15 protein-coding genes are annotated in these 21,961 nt (G+C 40.7%); all 15 read right to left on the reverse strand.

Annotated features, from left to right (window positions below):
- Positions 1–760, reverse strand: a 760-nt coding sequence (locus tag FJ218_06735) for an AAA family ATPase (GenBank protein MBM4166595.1), incomplete at its 3' end; no start/stop codon positions are given.
- Positions 761–853: 93 nt separating this feature from the next.
- Entirely contained in the window at positions 854–2,164 is a 1,311-nt protein-coding gene (locus FJ218_06740; GenBank protein ID MBM4166596.1) for a parvulin peptidyl-prolyl isomerase, read from the reverse strand.
- A complete protein-coding gene (locus FJ218_06745) occupies positions 2,130–2,948 on the reverse strand; it encodes a peptidyl-prolyl cis-trans isomerase (protein ID MBM4166597.1) in 819 nt (272 codons plus the stop codon). Before FJ218_06745 ends, FJ218_06740 begins: the two co-directional genes overlap by 35 nt.
- Before the next feature lie 24 nt (positions 2,949–2,972).
- Positions 2,973–5,063 (reverse strand): hypothetical protein, encoded by a 2,091-nt coding sequence (locus FJ218_06750; protein MBM4166598.1) that lies wholly within the window; start codon positions 5,061–5,063, stop codon positions 2,973–2,975.
- A gap of 231 nt (positions 5,064–5,294) precedes the next feature.
- Positions 5,295–11,312, reverse strand: a complete 6,018-nt coding sequence (locus FJ218_06755) for a T9SS type A sorting domain-containing protein (protein MBM4166599.1) — start codon at positions 11,310–11,312, stop codon at positions 5,295–5,297.
- 132 nt (positions 11,313–11,444) lie between these two features.
- Complete coding sequence (locus FJ218_06760) at positions 11,445–12,971, reverse strand: DUF2851 family protein (protein ID MBM4166600.1); 1,527 nt, start codon at positions 12,969–12,971, stop codon at positions 11,445–11,447.
- Between the two features lie 124 nt (positions 12,972–13,095).
- Positions 13,096–14,154 (reverse strand): DNA polymerase III subunit delta, encoded by a 1,059-nt coding sequence (holA, locus tag FJ218_06765; GenBank protein MBM4166601.1) that lies wholly within the window; start codon positions 14,152–14,154, stop codon positions 13,096–13,098.
- 52 nt (positions 14,155–14,206) lie between these two features.
- Positions 14,207–14,788 (reverse strand): peptidyl-prolyl cis-trans isomerase, encoded by a 582-nt coding sequence (locus FJ218_06770; GenBank protein ID MBM4166602.1) that lies wholly within the window; start codon positions 14,786–14,788, stop codon positions 14,207–14,209.
- A 118-nt stretch (positions 14,789–14,906) separates the two neighbouring features.
- Positions 14,907–15,755 (reverse strand): undecaprenyl-diphosphatase UppP, encoded by an 849-nt coding sequence (gene uppP, locus FJ218_06775; GenBank protein ID MBM4166603.1) that lies wholly within the window; start codon positions 15,753–15,755, stop codon positions 14,907–14,909.
- Positions 15,756–15,781: 26 nt separating this feature from the next.
- Entirely contained in the window at positions 15,782–16,477 is a 696-nt protein-coding gene (locus FJ218_06780; GenBank protein MBM4166604.1) for a tetratricopeptide repeat protein, read from the reverse strand.
- 76 nt (positions 16,478–16,553) lie between these two features.
- Positions 16,554–17,726 (reverse strand): FtsX-like permease family protein, encoded by a 1,173-nt coding sequence (locus tag FJ218_06785; protein MBM4166605.1) that lies wholly within the window; start codon positions 17,724–17,726, stop codon positions 16,554–16,556.
- Between the two features lie 33 nt (positions 17,727–17,759).
- Positions 17,760–18,923 carry an ABC transporter permease gene (locus FJ218_06790; protein ID MBM4166606.1) on the reverse strand — a complete coding sequence of 388 codons (1,164 nt, stop codon included), beginning with the start codon at positions 18,921–18,923 and terminating at the stop codon, positions 17,760–17,762.
- Between the two features lie 135 nt (positions 18,924–19,058).
- Positions 19,059–19,739: an ABC transporter ATP-binding protein gene (locus tag FJ218_06795; GenBank protein ID MBM4166607.1), complete on the reverse strand. Its 681-nt coding sequence runs from the start codon at positions 19,737–19,739 to the stop codon at positions 19,059–19,061.
- A 127-nt stretch (positions 19,740–19,866) separates the two neighbouring features.
- Positions 19,867–21,063 (reverse strand): efflux RND transporter periplasmic adaptor subunit, encoded by a 1,197-nt coding sequence (locus FJ218_06800; GenBank protein MBM4166608.1) that lies wholly within the window; start codon positions 21,061–21,063, stop codon positions 19,867–19,869.
- A gap of 113 nt (positions 21,064–21,176) precedes the next feature.
- On the reverse strand, positions 21,177–21,713 hold the full coding sequence (locus tag FJ218_06805; protein ID MBM4166609.1) for a VOC family protein: 537 nt from the start codon (positions 21,711–21,713) through the stop codon (positions 21,177–21,179).
- Positions 21,714–21,961: the final 248 nt, after the last annotated feature.

A 21,961-nucleotide genomic window follows, 5' to 3' on the forward strand; every position in this document is an offset into this window, starting at 1 on the left:
AATCGTTCGGACGAGTTTTTGTAACGAGATGTACTGCAAACTCAATCACGTTATCGGCAACAGGAACGCGGCGAACTAAATCCTGAAAGAACATAATTTCTTTCGCCGATAAAATTTTATCTAACTTTGGAACAACCGAACTCGTCGTTGATTTTACAATTGCTTGTTCTTCTTTCGCCGAAGGATAATCGAGCCACAAGTTGAACATAAATCTATCAAGTTGCGCTTCGGGCAATGGATAGGTTCCTTCCTGTTCAATCGGATTTTGTGTTGCGAGAACAAAAAACGGTTCGTCGAGATGATATGTTTGTCCCGCCGCAGTTACATTGTGCTCTTGCATTGATTCCAAAAGTGCGGCTTGCGTTTTCGGCGGTGTGCGATTGATTTCATCGGCGAGTACAATGTTTGCAAACACAGGACCTTTGACAAACTTAAACGATTTTCCACCGCTCGTATTTTCTTCGATGATTTCTGTTCCCGTAATATCGCTCGGCATCAAATCAGGAGTGAATTGAATCCGGGAAAATTTTAAGTCGAGAACTTCGGCAAGTGTTTTGATGAGCAATGTTTTCGCAAGTCCCGGAACGCCGACAAGCAAACAATGTCCGCGAGCAAGTAGCGCGATTAGTAAATGCTCGACAATTTCCGTTTGTCCGACAATTATTTTACCGATTTCCGATTTTATTTTTTGATGCGCAGATTTAAGTTCGGTTACTGCTTCGATATCGTTCAATGTTTGTATGGGTTTTGTTGTATTCACAAATTTTTGATAGTTGGTTGGTTCGTTAGTTCGTTTGCTGGTTAGTTTGTTGATTCAATAACGAACAAACGAACGAACCAGCAAACAATCAAACTAAAGTCTCGATTCCCAGTAAATATTTTTTTTCAGTTCTTCAATCCACTTGCGATATTCGTTCGAACGTTTGTAGTTCAACGCAAGTTTCTCGATGCGTTTCCAATCGTCACGCAAATTCGCTTGGTGTTCAAGTGTTTTATTTTTTAGATAGACAATTTGAAAACCGCTGTTTGTTCCTGCTATTGCTCTGAGCGGCGGCGAAATACTTCCGACAGACAAAGTATCGAGAACGGATTTCAGTTCGTCATCAAGTTGTGCAAACGGTTGTTCTTCCATTACTCCACCCTTGAACGATGTTTCGTCGTCTTCGGAATATTTTTTTGCGAGTTCAGAAAAACTTTTTCCTGCAGCAACAGAATCCTTCAATGATTGTAAAAAATTTATTGCTACAGTATCGTCGCTTGCGCTTTTTCCGACGCGAATAAGAATATGCCGCGGATGAACGGATTCTCCTCTTCGTTCGAGCAATTGAATCACATGAAATCCGAATTGCGTTTTCACCACAGGCGCAAACTCGCTATCGCTCAACGCAAACACCGCTTCTTCAAATTCTTTTACAAATTGGCCTCTGCGCACAAACCCCAAATCCCCACCTTCGGAAGCAGAACCCGGGTCATCAGAATACTGTTTTGCAAACGAAGAGAAATCTCCGTTCAATCGAAGACTATCTAAAATGCGTTGCGCTTTTTGTTCCGCCGCACGTTGAACTTCTGAATTCGGTTTCGGTATATTAAAGATATGCGCCAATTCAACGGTGGCAGGAATAATGGGCAAACTATCTTTGTATTCGCTGAAGAACATTTCAACGTCGCGCGCTGAAATATATTCGTTCCCAAATTTTGTTTGTTGCAATCGCTGTGCAAGAAGTTGTTTCCGCATTTCATCGCGAAACTCAATTTTTATCCTCGCAAGCGACATTCCGTACAGTTCCTCCAGTTTTTTTTCACCGCCGGCTTGCGATGCTCGTTGCTGAACGATGGCATCGAGTTGCTGCTGAACTTCATCATCCGAAACATTAACGCTTTCTTCAATTGCTTGCGCAAGTATTAATTTGTCGGTAATCATTCCTTCCAGGATTTGTTTTTTTATTTCCAGGGAAACCGTGTCTATGCGATTGTTGAACATATAAAAATCCACCTGCGCATTCAGTTCCGATTCGAGAATGATTTCGTTATCTACAACGGCAATAATGCGTTCCAACGATTTGTGTTGCGCGTTTGTTAGCAAAACATTGCTTCCGCAAATCAGAAGCAAGAAGAAGAAATTGATGAATTTATTTTCCACCGGGAATATCGAACGTTTGAACATCAACAGAATATTTATTTTTTAATTGATGAAGAAATTCTTCGTAGCGTTGTTTTCGCATGGCAATGACTAATCGCTGGCGAATTTCGTCGCGCACAAAATTGAACGGCGATACTTCTCCTTTGCGCTGCATTGCATCAACACGAACGATGGCAAATGTTTGTCCAGTTGCAATAGGAAAAGAAATTGCTCCCGAGCGTAACGATAGTACAACGTTCCACATTTCCTGCGAAGGAATCGTTTGTTTTGTAAAAAAACTTTTCTCAAAAATCTGCACAATTTCTGTGTTTCTGTTTTTTGAAATTTCTATTTGCGTTTCCCAAGCATTGCCGCGTAAAATTTTATTGCGAAATTTATTTGCTTCGTCGCGCAACCGAAACACGATTCCGCTCAGTATCACTTGGTCAACGGCAGCAAGAAATTCTTTGCGATGCGTATTGAAATACGACCGCAGTGTATCTTCGTTCATTGCTGTATCATTCGGAAGATAGACTTCGTTTTCCAGCAATCGTTGAATAAGCAGTTGTCGTCGAAACGCTTGCAGTTGTTCGCGGATTCGCTCATCGTCGCCTAAGCCGTTTTTCTGCGCTTCGAGAAACAGAAGCGTTTCGTTCACCCACGCATTGATATACGAGCGACGTTCGTATTCGGGGTGTAATGTTTCTATTTGTTTTTGTATTAACATTTCGCCGTCAATTTTTGCAACGTATTCTGCTGGCGGCTGCTTGCGGGAACATCCAATGAGTACGCATGCCGATATTCCGAGCATCATTCTTACAAGGTTCAATCAATGCCTCTTCGCCTGCTATTGCTATTTCTTTTTTGCCACGGATTTCCGAACAACATCGCGGTACATTTTTACTGAAATTTTTTTCTTCACGCTTTCTATCCATTCATTCTCCAAACGTTTTGCTTCACTATCCTGATAAACGTTGGAAACTTCAGAACCCGCTTCGTCGAAGGTTTTCAATCGCGATGAATCTTTATCGTTGACATAAAATATCGTGTACCCTTTTCCTTCAACAAGAAACGGTTTGTTATATGTTCCTTTTTCCATTTTCCACGCTAATCGTGTCATCGTATCTTGGTCAGCAGGAAGCCAATCGAGCATTCCTTTTCTAAGCCGCATCAAGATAGAAGCGTTTTCCGTCAGTGCAACAGTATCGAATGTTTCTCCTTTTTGCAACCGAAGGAACGCTTTGTTTGCCAACGTATCATTTCCGACATAAATTGCACTGAGGTTGACGCGATTGGGAAAGCGAAATTTTTCACGATTATTTTCAAAATACGCATCTAACGCTGAATCGGTAACGAAAATTTTTGACCATACTTCTTGTTGTTCTGCGCGGTAGAGAATTATTCCATCGCGAAATTCATCGAGCATTTGTGCAAAAACGGGAAAGCGCGTTTCTATATCTTTTGCCTCTTCTAATAACAAGAACTGTTCATACACGTGCTCAAGAACCGAACTGACATCCCTCGGCAATAACGACATTCCATAACTTTCAGGCATAACTTCCACGAGTTTCAGAACTGTATCCACGCTCAAATTTTTCCCAGCATACGAACATATTGTTTGTTTTCGCACATCGGAAGGAATTGCTTCTGCCCAGGCAGAATCTCCAATGACTTTTGATGTATCAAATGATTGAAGCAGTTGTTGCAATACAGACGAATGTTCTTCGAACGCATATTTTTTATGAAGCGACAAGAGAAACGCTGCTTTATCATCCTGAAATCGCGAAGAAAGATACTGCGATTTCAATTCTTCTTTCATTGCTTCAAATGTTCCTAATGGATGAATTTCCGTGCATTTGATAATGTGGTAACCGTATGGTGTACGAACGATAGATGAAAGTTCTCCTATCTTTAAATTGTATGCGGCTTCATCAAACGACTGCACCCAACGGCGTCGCGAGAAGGTATCAACATCGCCGCCGTTTGATGCGCTTCCGGCATCATCACTATTGCGTTTGGCGATGAGCGAAAAATCTGCACCTTTTACTTTTATGCTGTCCATTAACGCATGGATTTTTTTCCACGCGTGCAACGTATCATCCGGCGTTGGATTTGATGAATTGAATCGCGCCATAATATGACTTGCCCGTATTGAACCGACTGCAGGTTTTCTGTCCATCACTTGAATAATGTGAATACCAAATATTGTTTGCACGGGTTCCGTAGTGATTTCTCCGACTTTCATATCATAACATGCATCTTCAAACTGAGAAACCATTTGTCCTGTGGTAAAATAATATAAATCCCCTCCGTTATTTTTTCCAGAAGGGTCTTCCGTTAATTCCTGCGCAAGCGCCTCAAACGATTCTCCTGCTTGTAATCTTCGAATTACTTCCAGCGCTTTTTGTTTGATTGCATTCGTATCCACTTGGGGTCTCTTGACGCGGCGCGAATCTTCTTCATTCATATCTTTTTCTTCTTCTTCTTCTTCCTCCTCCTCTTCGACTTCAGGAAATTTCAATAATATATGGCGCGCACGTATTTCTTCTTTCCTTCGCTGATACATCTTCTTTACCTGATGAAGCGTAATGTCCTGCTCGAGCAAATAGGAAGTCGCCAAATCGTTTCGATATTCGCGAATTTCTTTTTGTGCATCTTCGGTTGTGTCGTAGCCGCGAGAAAGCGCATCCACAAGTTTCAGTTCGTATTTCACGAATAAATCAAAAAATTTATCGGCTTCAACTTTGGTCATCGGGGTATTCGCTGGTTTTCCTCCGTACCGGCGATAGAAATCTTCGAATTTTTGCAACGTGATTTTTTGGTCTTTCCCTATTTCTAAAACGACGGGAGAAGGTGTGGCTTTTTTATCTGCTGAAAAAATAGCCTGTGGAACAGTGCAAATAATAAATGCGGTGAACAATAATGTTACGATGTACTTTGTCATTGTGTTTCTGTAATTATTGAAAAGTTGGATTGGTACAATGTTTGAAAAAATTGGCACAAAATTTACGATTTTTATTTTTCACTTCAATTAAAAAAACTTTTCCTTAATGGAATTGGTTTGTGTAACATTTGAGAGAATGGAATGAGTTCCATAAAAGAAAGAAAAAACCTTCAAGGTTTTCTAACCTTGAAGGTTGAATAAACGCTGATGCATTCAACGTGCGAGCGAAAACTATTTTACGAAAACCAACTTCCTCGTTTTCACAAAGGTAATTCCGTTCGAACTCTCCGCCGAAAAACGATAAAAATACATTCCGCTGGGAAAATCATTTGCGTTCCATTCGATTCGGAATCTTCCCGCTGCAAGAATTTCCGAAACAAGTGTTGCCACTTCCTTTCCCAATACATTGTAAATTTTCAGCGAGACAAAACTTTCCTTCGGTAAACCGAATTCCATTTCCGTTGTTGGATTAAACGGATTCGGATAATTTTGAGCAAGATAAAATTCCTTGGGAACGGATGAAACAATCGGTTCAATTCCTGTTGAAGTGCGCTTCAACATCAATCGGAATGTATCGCTTACAACAAGATGACCAACGCCGAAAATATCTTGCGCCCGCACAATCCAATACACCAAAACAGAATCGCGCGAGAGGAGATATTTCTGTCGAAGTTTTAATCGTTGCATCGTGTACGATGTGTCTTTGAGATACGTAATGATATTTCCTGAAATATTCGGTGAATACGTTGTTGTATCGGTAAAACCTTTGTTTTCGCAGAAAAGAATGTAATAGAAAACGGTATCCGTTGCATCGTTATCAATTGCTTTTTTCCATTTCATTTGCAACTGTGAAGTATCCATTACCTCACGAGCATTGTTTGCAGGAAGCATTAAGGTGAACGGCTTCGGCGGTTTATTTTGCACAATAAGATTGACCGTTCTTTCTTGATTGCTTGAAATGACATTTCCTCCGTCGCTGACAATTGCTTTCCAAAAAATTTGCGCAGAATCAGGAGGATTGGATAGCGTTCCGATCTTTCGTAACAACGAAGCGGCTTTCGAACCGTATAATTGATAGGAAGCTGATAACCCTTTTTGCCGAGAAACGGAAGTATCAAGTATCATTGTAAAGTCATTATCGGATGCAAAAATAATTTTGTACCGTAATGTATCATTGTTCGGGTCAGTAGATTCGTTCCAAAGGAAACGAATGGAGTCGTTCGCTTTCAGAAATTGAATTCGTGAACTGTCGGCGGGAAGAAGTAAATCAAAACCAGTTGGCGCTCCAGCAGAAATAATATCCGCGCGTCGTCGCGGAACAACTTGATAACCAAATATGTAGGGTGGTGTTGTAGTTGCATATTGACTTGCAATTCCCGTTACGGTAATCGGATATTGCGGCTCAGGTACATTATCCAAATCTGTATCGTTATCAATAAACATCACTCCGCCTGCTGTTGAATCGTTGATGGCAATCGTTGCAAAACTTCCGGGAAGAGGCCACGTTCCGCTGTCCTTAAAAACATTGCTAAAACGCACAAGACTACCTTCATAAAATTCCGGTTGTTCGAGCCAATCTGCAATTGTCAAATGTTGTGGAGCAATCGGGATGGGTGTACCCTCCTGAATCGCTCGAAATCCTGGAGTTGATAATTCTAATTTCCCGCGAAACTGAATGAGCGTTCCCTCAATGGTATATGGCAATCCCTCTGTTATGTGAATCGTATCGCCGCCTTGACTTTGCGGAACGAAAAGATTTATTCCTCCGGAAGCATCCTGAACATACGCATCAAGACGATTTAAAGCAAATGTGTGGTCGCTTACTGTTGCCGTTCCCTGGACGCGAACAGCATAATTAAGATGCAACGCAATACCGTTTGTATCTACCGCGCGAATTGTTTCGTAATCCAGTTGATGAACTCCGGGAAAGTATCCATATTTTTGAGTAGAGAAGAGAAGTCCATTGTTATCAACCGCTTCTGCATAATAGTCAATTTTTGTTCCTGAAAGATTTACTTGTTTTCGAATAACTCCTGCCCATAGTTCTACAATCGAGTCGGAATTGACACGTACAAAATCGTATGGTTCGTATCCTCCGTCGTTGATAGAAACATACAGTATCGCTGTGTCAATTGCAATATTATCTGCAAACGTGAACAAAATTGTATCTTGCGAAAAATGCTGAGGAATAAACGGAATACGATTGTGCGATACCAACAAGGGAGGAGTGTCGCCGATGGTTCCGCATACTTGTGTTGGATTAAGTAATCCGGGAGATTTTTTATTCGTCGGTTGATTCAATTTCCATCCGATATCGGGATAATCGTTCAACAAGCCAACGTTTTGTGAATTGGTGAAATACGTTACTTTTCCGCTTGATAGCGTATCGAAATTACTATCCCACAACGCATCTGGGAAATTTCCTTGTGTTGAATTATTTCCTGCGGCGATAAAATCAATGGTTGCCGCATCAGATAACGTTCCGCGAAGCAATTCAATATTGTCGTGTTTTTCTATATTCAAATTCCCTATCGTATCAAGCACTCCCCCGGGAATTGCTTTACTGAAAAGTACAAGAACGCTATCGCTTGGGTCTAAATCCTGCGTGAGTATATTAGGATTATCAACAGGAGTTGATAAAACGCAAACAATACGAGTGCTGAACGGTAAATTGAATAAATAATCTTCATTGGGAAAATCAAGGTGACCTTCTGCATTTTCTCCGTTTCCTCCTTTTGAATCCACATCCGATAACCGATAACCGCGTAAGTCCGAAACGCCATCTTTTGCAACAAGTAATTCAATAAATTCTTTTCCTTCTGCAAGAGTTGGATTGAAAATAAATTCATTGATGATGACGTCGTTTTGATTGTTCCATCCGACAGGAATTGTATGTATCAAGATCTGAAATGTATCTGCGCTTGCTGTCGTGTGCGCATAAAAATAATTATCATCCATCACTCGTGCAATCCAATAAAGCCGAACGGAATCTCGCCCCGAAGCAAGATATTTGTTATATAAATTTATGCTTGGAACCGTGAGAAAATTATTATTCGATGTCGAATCACCATTTGTCAATAACGGCATATACACTGAAAAATCGTTGAACGCAGGAGTTTCGGATAAAAGTAAATAATACAGCACCCCATCAGATTCATCCAGGTCATATGCATTTTCCCACATAAATGTTATAGCCGGCACTCCTCCGGAATCCGTTATCGGAAACGGTGTTCCATCCAGCGGAGCGTTTAAATTAAATGTTGAAGGAAAGGAATTATTAACCTGAAGTTTCAGACGAAACATTTGATTACTCGGGGTTGAAAACGTTCCATCATTAGCATATACTTTCCAAAATACAGTTGAAACTTTTTGCGACTGTAACTTATTTATTATCACTTGCGCTTTTATTCCCGTTAAAATTGCCAACGTATCTAAGCCGCCTCGTGGTGCAATCATCGTATCAATTCTATGCATAAATAAAGAATCTGTCGCAAAAACTATTTTGTAGCGAACCGTATTGTTTTCCGGATCATTTGCTGCAACCCATGACATTTGAAACTCATCCGAACCATCATTAAAAGTGAATTGTGTATTATCTTCCGGCTCAATAATGTCAAACGGTTCCGGAGGAGTATTCGGAACTACTTCGATTAAATCAGTCATTTGCCGCGGTTGTATCCAATAATTTTCGTTAAACGGAAATTCGGCATCGCGTTGAATTGCAATTCCAGTTAAATCCACAGGCCATGTTGGTTGCTCAAACGAATAAAAATCCGCATCGCCATCGAGGAAACACGATAAGGGAAAAAATTCGGGCGTCGTCAAATATATATCAACATCTATCGGGTCAAATGGCCAATTTCCATCAATATACATACATTGCTGAATAGTAATGAGCATTCCTTCGTAGAGTTCCGGTGTTTCATACCATTGTGAAAGTAGTAATGTTTTGGGCGTAATTATTTTATTGATATTTGCTGTATCTGCAGAAAAGAATGGAGTTGTAAGTCGCGCAGTTCCTTGAAAATGCGTAAGAGTTCCAGTAATTTCATACCCTTTCCCTTTATTAAAATCAACAACACCGATTCCGCCTTCGTTGTGAATATTTATTCCTCCGGAATCATCTTGTACATAAATATCCACATCGGAAAACGAAAACACGGAATCGCCGACAGTTGCAACTCCACGCACGCGTACGGTGTATCCTTCATAGAGTAAGTTTCCTTCGTTATCAGTGCTTTTCAATCGCGTTGGAGAAATTGCCGTTACCCCCGCAATATATTTTTGTTCTTCGCTAAATCCGCTTAACGGAGGAACGCCATCATCTTTTGCATGTACAAGTATGCGAACGCGATTTCCGTTTTGATTGATGGTTCCGGGAAGTGTTCCGCTCAACGTCGTTTTCTTTTTCCCTGCAACTATTTCTTTTGCGATTTCAAACATTTGTACAGAATCGCGCTGAATATTATTGATGATGTAAACCAAATATGCCAAACTGACTTCGCTGTTATCAGTAATTTCTGCTGTTACCGTATTTGTTTGTCCCATCGTCGGCACGCCAATAGTTCGCGAAACTGATTCAATTACAGGAGGCGTATTCACTTCTCCAACAGAAACATCGGAAATACCCCGCAGCAGTATTCCGTAATTGTCAAAATATGGACTCGTATCATCGTTTTGATAAGCAATACCGGAAAAGTTCACGGGATAATCCGGCTCAGAATAATTTCCAACGTTTGTATTTCCATCCAAATACAATGTTATGTTCCCTGTTCCATCAGTAATAGTAAGTTGCGCATCGTTTCCTGATGAAGGCCATGCTCCGTTCGTTTTTTGGCACGACTGAAACCGAAGAAGAGTAGATTCATAAAATTCCGGATTCGCCAAGTATTCTCCAATCGTAAGAACATACGGTAGTATCGTTGTAGGTGAAACACTTTGCGTAACCAAAAGATTCGGCGACGTAAGTAGTGCGCGTCCATTTTTTGTTGATAATGTTCCAACAATCGTATATGCGTTTCCTTCGGCAATTTGCGTCAGTGGTTCGGGAAAAAAGATATTTATTCCACCAACGGAATCCTCAAGAAATACATCGAATTCGCTTAAAGAAAACGTTGAAGAATTTACCGTAGCAGTTCCTCTCACACGCGCTGCATATCCCTGATATTTCAATTCTCCGATTCCGTTATGTTGCTTTATTCCTTCGGTACTCATCGGAGAAATTCCCGCAAAGTACCCGAAGTTATCGCTATCTATATACAACGGCGAAGGATTATTATCAACAATGCGCACAAAATAATCAATGCGATTGCCGTTGCTATGAGCAATCGCCGGAATGATTCCCCGATAAACTCCATCGTGATTATTTCCGCTTACCAATGTCATATCTTCAAAGTACGAAGAACCGCCGTTGATAGTATAATTTATCGTCGCACTTGCTATTCCTCCATTGTCCGTTGCGCGGCAATAGATTGTATCAACATTGTTGGAAAAAGGAACAAACGGACCTCGCCAAAGTTCTGTTATTGACGGCGGAAAATTGACCACTGGTAATATTTGACCCGGATTTGAATATCCCGGCGTTTTCAATGTTGCAGTAATATTAGCATTCCATCCAACAAACGCATTATCATTCACCAATCCGTTGCCGGCACTATTTGTAAAATACGTAACTCTCGTTCCTATGCCCGTAGATAAATTTGATATCCACGTCGCGTCGGGAAAATTTGCCAGAGAATTATTATTTCCAGTTGCAACATAATCAATTGTTTTCGCCGTATCACTTCCGTTCGCAAGGAGTACGATATTTTCCGCAGTAGAAAGGTCCATTCTCCCTATCGTATCAAGTATTCCTCCATCAAGCGCTTTCGAAAAGAGCGTAAGTCGGCCATCACTCACATCAGTATCTTGCGTAAAGATATTCGTATTAACTACGGGTGCTTCAAGAACACAAACGATAATTGTCCATTGAGGAATATCAGCGAGAAAACTTAATTGAGGAAATGTGAGATGACCTTCAGCAAGCGCGCCGGAACCACCTTTCACCGAAACGTCGGAAAGACGAACTCCGCGCAAATCGGCGTGGTCTTTTACAACGATGAGTTCAACGTATTCTTTTCCTTCGGCAAGAGCAGGATTGAGATACCATTCGTTGATGATAATATTATTTTGTTGGAGTTGAGAAAGCAATCGTGAAGGATACACAATTGCAAAAAAGAAACAGAACAAGAAAAAAATGATTCGGCACATAAAATCGTTTCCTTAAAAATACATTACTACAAAAATAAATTTGATACAAAAATAACGAAATGAACGGGAAAAAAATTACTTCTTTTCCGATGAAATACAAAACACTCTTATATCTTTTTTTCGGAACCGAATTTAGAATACGCGCTTCCCGATTTCGCACTCGTTGCATTTCGCATCGGCGCAAAAATAATTATACAACTGAATCGCCCCTTGTTGATACATCGCAGTTCGGAACGGAAATTTTTCATAAACAAGTTGTTGCCGAATTTTCTTCGTTATGGCATTATCCGCAGAATGAGACAACAACGAATACAACGCAAGAACTTCTTTACGCAACGCAACATCCTTAAAGGTTCTTGCGTACAACAAACACAGCGGAAACACAACATTCAGAACAATATCACGAGCGCGCTCTTTTCCCACGAATGTTTTTAATGGCACTCCGGATGCGCTTCCAAAACGATACTGTGTTTTCCAAAAACCATCCGCCGACACGATAAACAAAGACTCCAATTGTCGTAATTTTTCGTTACTGTTTTTCATTGTATCCTTGCAAAACGAAATGAGAACTCTTAATACGTCAAACTTCAGCAATCGTGCAACTATTCTGCTTCCTCCCGCAATTCTTATTGTTGGAAAATTCTCCGGATGTAATCGAAAAAATTGCCAATCGAGTGCAGATAATTTTTGAAAACGGAATTTTTCCGAAATAGTTGTTCCAATGGTTCTGCATTGGGCAATGTAACGGACTTCATTTTGTTCTGCGGAATCCGAAGGGAGAAGACCGGAAATATAAACGCAAACCGCTTCGATGCATCGAACACATTCTGTTTCATTTCTTGACGAAGCGGCATCCTCCAAAAATTCTCTTATCATTTCCAACGGTACGCCTTGCGCAAGTTGTAAAAATGGTTTCTTGTTTTTAGAATATCCGAGCGTTTCAAATATTCCTTCGTACAATACTTGCTCCCACAATGCTTTCTTACGAAAATCTTTTAAGGATATGAACGACTGCTCTCGCGGAATTTCTTCCGGCAATTCTTCGTCTACAATAATCCCGAATTGATTCAAGGGTTCATGTATTTGAGAAGTTCGTTTCCTGATTTTTTCTTCCGCAAGAAATTTCATTCGTTCGGAAAATCGGCGAATCTTCATCTCCATTCGCTGCAACGCAAGTTTTGTAAGCCACGATTCTATCAATGGCGATTCCAGAGCAAGATTTTTTTCAGCACACAGAAGTGTCGAATTTTTTTTAACGTTGCGCCGATTCTCGAACTGTTCCGCAATAAACGGAAGAACGCGCGAAAGAGAAACCAACGGAATTGCGCGATTCGCCGCCGAACGCGTAGGAAAAACTTCTTCGTCCCCAAACACAACAACGTGCAAAATAGTGGCGTTGTACCGTTTGTCCGTATGATGACGATGTCGTTTCCACGCCGCAACATCGTTATGAAATTCCACATCGCCACGAAACGTAACGCCACCAATGATAACAGAAGCGCCGAGAAAATCTGGACCGCTATCGCTGTTTGGTTTCCCCGAATCGAGAACGCAAACACTTCTCCCGTCGGTTGTAACAAGTTCGAATTGCAGAAAGAATTGTTCTTCCCACAATGTGCGAAGAAACGATTCAGGAATACGATACAAATATTTTTTCATTCTGAAATAAATTGTCGTAGCAAATTTAGAATTTTTCTTCGAAAAAGAAAAGCGGAACAATATTAACCACCAAAAAAAATCGGTCGCGCTTTTCTTCTGTCGTTGCAATCTTCCTTTGATAATTTCACTTGCGTACGAACGCTTTGGGAACAATTTCTAAAAGCAATTGCGTCATCAATGCGTAATCATCAAGCGAAGATGATTTTCTTTTGGAATCCGCCGCAACAAGAAGCGAAAGATTTTTGCGTATCTCGGCGTTTGCATACTTGGTTGTCTTCCCGTAATTCAATCGGTGTTTCGGTTGCAGTTGCCGCATAAAAAAATTGGAAAGCATCGCAAGCATTCCGACGCTGCTTTCTCCTGTTTCAAGTAATCGCTGTGCAATTTCGAGCGCGCGCGAAAGATTGCGTTCGTGTACGGCGTTTTGCAAATCCCACACGTCGTACGTATTTGAATTGCTGACAATTTCCCGCAACTCGTTGACGGAAATAGAATCGCGTTCGCCAAGAAACGTAACAATTTTTTCTACGGTGCCGAGTAATTCGCTCACAGAATTTCCCGTCGTCGAACGTATGCGTTCGCAATGTTCTTTTGAAATATTTTTTTTTCTATGTGCAAATTCTCTTGCGAGCAACGCAATTGCCTGTTCATCACTCAACGCTTTGCAATGAACAACGCTCACATATTTTTCAGCCGATAATTTTTTGTAGAGTTCCATTTTCATATCAAGTTTCGGCATATCCAGCACAAGTACGGTTTCATTCGCGGGTTTTTGAAAATAGAAAAACAGTTTTTCTTCATTTTCTTTTTTCCTCCCAAGTTCGAAGTTGCGAACGATAACAACACGACGCTGCGCAGTAGCAACATCAAACATTCCTGCCATCGGAAGTTGGCGCGCACACGCAAGTATTGTATCGAGTGCAACGTCATTCCCTTGAAGCACATCAAGGTTAAACGATTTCGACGAATCCTCAACGCCATTGCGCATAACGGAACGAATAAACTCATTGACAAAATAATGTTCATCGCCGAAGAGTACATTCACGCAGGCGAAGTTCTTCTTATCTAATTTTTGTATTTCTTTTTCTATTGGAAGTAGAAAAGTGGGTGATTCTTGTGTTAGTCTCACAATAATTTTGTTTGAAAAAAAATGCGCTGAAAAGTACTGAAATCTTGAAAACAAAAAATCCCACGCGCGGTTGTTGCACGTGGGATTTTTTTTTCTTGAAAAGAATTTACTCTTTTTCTTTTTTCTGGTTCTGTTCTTTCAGTCGCACAGATTTTATCACGACTTCCTGCGTCGGAACATCTTGAAACGGAACTTTCTGTCCATGTGTTTCAAATTGTTTCGTTCCCGTTTTCACTGCTTTGATTTTGTTCACTGCTTCCATTCCGCTCGTTACTTTCCCGAACACACAATAACCCCATCCTTGCGGAGTTTTTGCGGAGAAGTTCAAAAACGCATTGTCTTTCACGTTGATAAAAAACTGCGACGTTGCAGAATGTGGTTCATTCGTGCGCGCCATTGCAATTGTTCCAACTTCATTTTTTAAACCGTTATCCGCTTCGTTTTCAACCGACGGTTTTGTTTCTTTTTCTTTGAAGTCCTTCGTAAAACCTCCGCCTTGAATCATAAAATTATTGATGACACGGTGGAAAATTGTTCCGTCGAAATATTTTTCGTTCACATACGAAAGAAAATTCGCAACGGTTTTCGGTGCATGTTCGGGATACAATTCAATTTCTACTGTTCCCATTGATGTTTCCATAACAACAACGGGTGATGGCGGCGGTTGAACTTTGGGCGCTGTTTCCATTTTGGCTGATGATTCTTGGGAAAATAATGTTGACGTTGTGAATAACACAACTGCAACGAGAGTGAAAAAATATTTTGACATAAAAAGTTATTCCTTGTAAATAATTGTTGAAAAAAAACTATGCGTGAATGAAAGAATAATACAGCAAGGCAAGAAGAATCATTCCCACTGCAATGCGATAAAAAATAAAAATATTGTTCGAATGTGTTTTCAAAAACTTCAGTAAAAATTTAATGGAAGCATATCCGACAACAGCAGAAGCAACTGTTCCGACAAAAAGTTCTGCGCCGAGTAACGAATGCGTATACAAAAATGATTGTTGCAATTCCAGCAATCCGCTTGCACATACTGCGGGAACAGAAAGCAAAAAAGAATATTCAGCGGCGGCTTCGCGTGTTAAGCCGGAAAATAATCCGCCGGCAATCGTAACTCCCGAACGCGATGCTCCGGGAAACAAAGCAAACACCTGCGCGCATCCGATTGCAAGCGTATCGCGCCAAAGGATGTGTTGTGCCGTACGTTCTCGTTTGGAAATTTTTTCTGCAAAAAAAAGAACAAGCGCAAAGAAAATCAGATTTGCCGCAATGAGCCAGAGATTTTTTGTAAGCGCGCCTTCAATTATTTTCTTGAACAACAAACCAACAACAACAATCGGTATCGTCCCGACAACGATATGAATTCCTTTTTGCGTGTCGGAAGAACTTGCGGCAAACGATTTTCGTTCGAGAATAATTTCGCGAAATGATGAGCGGATGATGGAAAGTATTTCGTTCCCAAAATACGCAAGCACGGCAAGCAACGTTCCCAACTGAAGAACGGCAATAAACGCTGTCCATTGCTCGGGATGATGTTCATCAACAAGTCCCAATAATTTCCCGGTGAGCGTAAGATGCGCTGTGCTGCTGATCGGAAGAAATTCGGTTAATCCCTGAACAATACCAAGAAGTATTGCATCAAAAAATGACAAAGAAATGCTCAGTTGATGGAGAAAAATTATCCGGAAATTGCTTCAAGAAATCGGTCAATATCGCGCGCTTGCTGCGATTGCGGAAATTCCTTTTTCAAACGTTTATACAGTTCGCGCGCAGTTTCTTTTTCACCGCACAATGCAAAATTATTCGCTGCATAAAAAATATATTCCGGTGTCGCAACAGATACTCCGCTCAGTGCGGCGGCTTTTCGATAATGTTCAGCGGCTTCACGATAATTCTTTTGTAGTTCTTTGCACGATGCTATTCCCGCAAGAACAGCGGCTTTCAATCGCGCATCAGATACATTGCAACGTTCAAAATGCTTCAACGCATTTTCGTAATCATTCGTCATAGAATATGCGTTTGCAAGATACAATTCTGCTATTTCTCCTGCATCCGTTCCGTCATAGTTTTCTACGAGCGATTTTAAACCAGGAATTTTGTTGTCGGGATTCCCTTCAATTGCTTCCTTAAATTGTCCGTTGTCGTACAGCGAATACACTTTTCCCAACTCTGCCGATGCGCGTTCATTGTTGCTGCGAACGTGATATGAATAATACCACAATGCGCCAACGATTGTAAGAACAGCAATGACGGCGGTAGTAACATTTTTTTGGTAAGCATAATACCACGCGGACGCTCTTTCGACAAACGTCAGCAGTTCATCTTTCTTTAATTCTTTCGATGATACTTTTATTTTCTTCTTGGGTGTAAGCATTGATTTTGATTCTCTTTAAACTTTTCTTTTCAAAAATTGGGGAAAAAAATAGGAAAAAATTGAGGAATGGAAAAAACTACGATGCACGCAACGCATTAACGATATTCAAACGTGCGGCGCGAAACGCAGGGAAAAATCCGCCAACTATACCCATCACGACTGCGAATATTATACTGCTGATAATGATATCTATTGAAAGTTCAAATCCGAACGCAAATTCTGAAAACGTTCCCCAGTTGATGGTCGAAAGAGAAAAGAATTGCAGAAACGACGCAAGCGCAATTCCAATTCCCGCTCCGAGTAATGCTATCGTTAGCGATTCGAAAAGAAATGCAGAAAGAATATTTTTTCGCCGAAACCCGAGTGCACGCAATGTTCCAACTTCGATCGTTCTGTTTGCAACCGCAGAATACATTGTAATCATTGCACCAATCATTGCGCCAAAACTAAAGATAATCGTAATTGTCGTTCCGAGGATGCGAATAAATCCCGCCATCATTTCGGATTGCTCGCGGTAGTACACTCGCTCACGTTTCAGTTCGACGTAATTAAAACGTGGATCTTCTTCCACTCGTTTTTTTACAGTGGAAAAATCATCAATATTATTCAAAGCAAATGTCAGCGTAGAAAAAACATTTGCCCTATCAAATGCTGTCATAAAACGATTAACGTCACCCCATACTTCCGATTCAAATCCTGTTCCGTTCGCTTCAAATACTCCGACAATTTTCCATTGTTCCCCCCCAAAGGCAAGTTCGTTTCCGATATTGCAACCTGAGAATCGTTTGTGAATATTTGTCCCAACAATTACTTCATTGATTCCAAGTTCGAACATTTTTCCTTCAGTTATTTTGACGTGAGGACGCAGTTTGAACGCCGCAGGTTCAACGCCGCGTATAGCAACATTTCCCATATCATTCGTTTCAATTTTCGTGAGATTGATAATCGTGAACAATTCACTTGACGCAAGCGGATTTCCGCTTTTCGACAATTTAATTTCGGGATATGTTTTGATATTGTTAATCGCGTCGCGGTCAACTTGGCTTGCAAGTTCACCCTGCGATGCTTTGCGAAGACAAATGACGTTATCTTCGGAACCTGTTTCTACCATTGTTTTTTCTACTCCGTACGCAAGCATAAGAACTGCCGCAAATACAAACACCACTAATGCAACGCCGGAAATGGTCATCGCCGTTGTTAATCGTCGCGTCCATAAACTTCGGAATGTATAACTGAAAGGAATTTTCATACAAATGAAAAATATAAAATCTAAAATGAAAAATTATCCAATATGTCTCAACCCATCCACAATGCTCGTTTTGATGGAACGATATAACGGCACAAGCGAAGAAATAATTCCGGCAACGATGATAAAACTTACGGCGATAACGAGAGTGGAATTTGCAACAATAAAAATCGGGAAGATACGGGCAAACGCTTCCGCTAATACATCTACAATAGGAAAGGTAACGGCAATACCAAAGATTCCGCCAACAAATGAAATAATGATTGCTTCGCCGGTAATCAACATAACGAGATGGGAAGTTGTAAATCCAAGGGTTTTCAAAACGGCATATTCTCGAATACGCTCGCGTGCTGACATAATCATCGTGTTTGCAAGCACGAGAAATAAAATTCCGATAATCACAAACGAAACAAATTCTATCGCCGAAAGAATTGCGCCGGACATTGAAACAAAACTTTGATTGAATGCCTGTTCTGTTTGCGTTTTTGTTTTCGCATCCGAATTAAAAAATTCTTTATCTATCGCCTCCGAAATTTCTGCTATCGTATTCGGGTCTTTCACTTTGAACACGTACCATCCCACATAACCGCCGCGTCCCGATTGGGATTGTCGTAACTGCTCATCGAGATAACTCCAGTTGAACACCATCCACGTTTCATCAACTTTCGGGTCACCTTTGCCGCTGTAATAACCGACAACTTCAAATTCCCAGCGACCAGGATAAATATCGCCATCCACAATCATTTTATCGCCGATTTTCAAATTGTATTCTTTCGCAATTTTTTTCCCGATGATACATCCGTTGCGCTGTTTTTTCATCGCTTCGAGATACAAACTTGTGTCAACTTTATATTCATAATACACTTGGAAAAACGTTTCCGCATCTATCGCCATACGCGGGAAAAACTGATTTTTATCTTTATAAACTCCCTGAAACCAGTTTGCATACGTGATGGATTCGATGCCGGGAATTTTTGCAATCTTATCTCGGTACGAAATAGGCAGCGGCATTATGAACGAGACGGCATGACTCGTTACAACTCTGTTCGGAGATGCGATATCAACTCCCGCATTCCACGCGGTAATTACTGTGCGCAACAGACTGAAAGCCATTACCGCAATCGCAATTCCGACAATCGTCAGCGATAAACGCAACTTGTGCCGCTTAAAATTTTTGAGAATGAGTTTGAATATTTTCATAAGAAATTTTTATAGAAATTACAAAACACAAATTTCAAATAACAAATAATTTCTAAAATGCAATTTCCCAAATTCGAATTTGATTATTGGTGCTTGAAATTTATTTGTCATTTGTATTTTGACATTTGGAATTTCTCAAGAAAGTTCTCCTTTATCCAAATGTCGTGTCGTGTGCGCTTTTTCTGCTGCGCGCGGGTCGTGCGTTACCATTACGATTGTTTTCTTTAACTCGCGATTCAAGCGTTCAATAAGAATCATAATTTCTTCCGCAGAATGTTTATCCAAATCTCCGGTCGGTTCATCAGCAACAAGAAGCGTTGGGTCTGTAACGATTGCGCGAGCGATTGCAACTCGCTGTTGTTGTCCGCCGGAAAGTTGTTTCGGCGAATGGTCCATTCTATCACTTAAACCAACGATGCTCAACACTTGTTCGACGTGTTCCTTGCGTTCTTTCTTTTTTAAACTCGTAAGAAGCAACGGAAGTTCAACGTTTTCAAACGCTGTAAGAACGGGCATTAAGTTGTAAAATTGAAAAACAAAACCGACATTATTTGCTCGCCATTTTGCAAGCGCAGATTCGTTTAACGCAGTAACGTTCGTTTCAGAAACTGTAATAGTTCCGTTTGTGGGTTTATCAATTCCTGCAATGAGATTAAGCAACGTTGTTTTACCGGAACCCGATGGTCCCATCAATGCAAGAAATTCTCCTTCGGGGATATCGAAAGAAATATTCTGCAGAACGGGAATTTCCAATTTCTCCCGCCAATATGATTTAGAAATGTTTTGTACTGAAACGATAGCGCTGTTGTTCGACATAATTTTATTTTTTTTTTGTTGCCACTAATTACACAAATTTTCACAAAACAACATTTGTGTCAATTCGAGTAATTCGTGGCTAAATTTTTACTCTTTCACTTTTACTTTACTTCCATTTTTCAGTTTCTCATTCTGACGCGCCAACGACTTTATCATTCGCCGCAAGTCCAGATGTTATTTCATACAAATTTCCCATTGATTGTCCAAGTTGAACGGTAATTTCTTCAACTGTTTCTCCTTTTACAAGAAACGCAACACGCTTTCCGTCGCGTTCAGCAATCGCTTCCCGACGAAGTGTAAGAATCGGTTGTGCATTTTCAATTGTTGTTTGTTTTTCATGTAAGAAAGAAATTTTTGCACTCATTTCCGGCAACACACGCTCATCGTATTGTTCAAATCGTATTTTCGTCATCACCGTTGCTTTTCCTCTATCTGCTGTTGGAACAATTTTATGCACGTAACCGCGATAACGTTTATCGGGAACAGCATCGAGAACAATTTCTGTCGGACTTCCGACTTTCACACGCTCGATATTAGATTCGGAAACATCGGCTTCGACTTCGATGGATTTCATATCAGCGATTGTTACTACTGCTCCGCGTGAACTTGCAGATGCGGCAAATGGCGCAACAATTTCTCCAACTTCTGCATTCTTATTTAAAATTGTTCCGTCAAACGGCGCACGGATAAACGTATTTTCCAACTGAACCTCCAATGCGACAACATTGGCTTCGGCTGCAATAATTCCCGCTTCTGCAGATGTTACCATCGCATTTGCTCGCTTCAATCGTGCATCTGCGCTTTCAAATTCTTGCTGCGAAATGAGTTTCGCATCGAAAAGCGGTTTGACTCTGTCGAACGTTTTTTGCGCTTCGAATTGCTCCGCTTTCGCTTGTTCCAAACCTGCCTTTGCAACATTCACATTCGCTTTTGTTTGGTTCACACTTGCTTCCACATCAGCAAATTCGATTCGTGCAATCACATCGCCTTTTTTTACAACATCTCCTTCTTCAACATTCAGCAACACAAGTTTTCCAGTTCCTTTCGATGCAATTGCCGCTTTCCGATGTGCAACGACATAACCGCTTGCCGTGAGTAACGCATTTGCTTGCGAAGGATACATCAACGAAACCGTTGTCGTTTCTACTTCAATCGCTGTTTCAAACGTTTTCTGAAAAAAATAATAAATCGCAATGCCGGCAACGATGATTCCTACAAGCGTATAAATCCACGCATAACTTTTATCGGGATTTTTATTGGGCTTGTGTTCCTCGCGGCGAATTTTTAGTTTGGAAAGGTCAACGCTTGCGGCTTCTGATGGCATAACTCAGGTTTCAAAATTTTGGGAAGAAAAATACTAAAATTATGCTCACTCAAAAAGAAAAACCCCAAGCGATATTTCGCTCGGGGTTTTATCGAATTACTAATAACCAATTACTACATCGGCGGCATCATATCTTCCGGCTTTATGTCTTTGATATGCGTTCCGAAGCACCACAAATATCCTTCGGTATCGGAAAGCAAACAAATTCTATCGCCCCAAAATTGGTCTTGACATTCTTGCAAACATTGCGCTCCTGCTTTCTTCGCTTTCGCGCAAAATGCATCAACATCTTTTACATACACATACATTGACGCGGGAGAACCTTTGTAATACGCCGGAGCAAAACCATTCTGCATCGGATTTTCCGGTCCCATCATCACGGTTGAGCCGTTGTATTCAACTTCTGCGTGCATCGCTGTCCCATCTGGTCCTTTCATCATCCCACGTCTAGTAAAGCCAAACGCTTTCTGATAAAAGTTGTATGCTTTTTCAACGTCCTTCATATTCAAAAACACGGAAATGGATTGGTATCCTTTTCCCCACCATTTTGGTTGTTTCGGGACAGACGATTTTTTTGCGGCTACTTTTTTCTTTGATGCAACTTTTTTAGAAGTTACTTTCTTTACAGTTTTCTTTTTTGCTTTTGCCATATTGTTTTTTGAAATTATTTATGAGAGAAAACCCCGCGTTAAACGGAGACGAATTAAAATGATTTTCGATTTCTGGTTTTAAACTTTATGCGCAAACAAATAGTTCCGCAGTTTCAAATGTAAATCCCAAATCTATTTTTTCGCAACCATCGCATTATACAACACCATCAATGCCGTTGAGCCAAAACCAATTCCCGATAAAATATACCACGCCATTGCAGGGTTGTGTGAACCTTGAATGTAATTTG

Source organism: Ignavibacteria bacterium, from assembly GCA_016873775.1.
Classification (GTDB): Bacteria; Bacteroidota; Ignavibacteria; order UBA10030; family F1-140-MAGs086; genus JAGXRH01.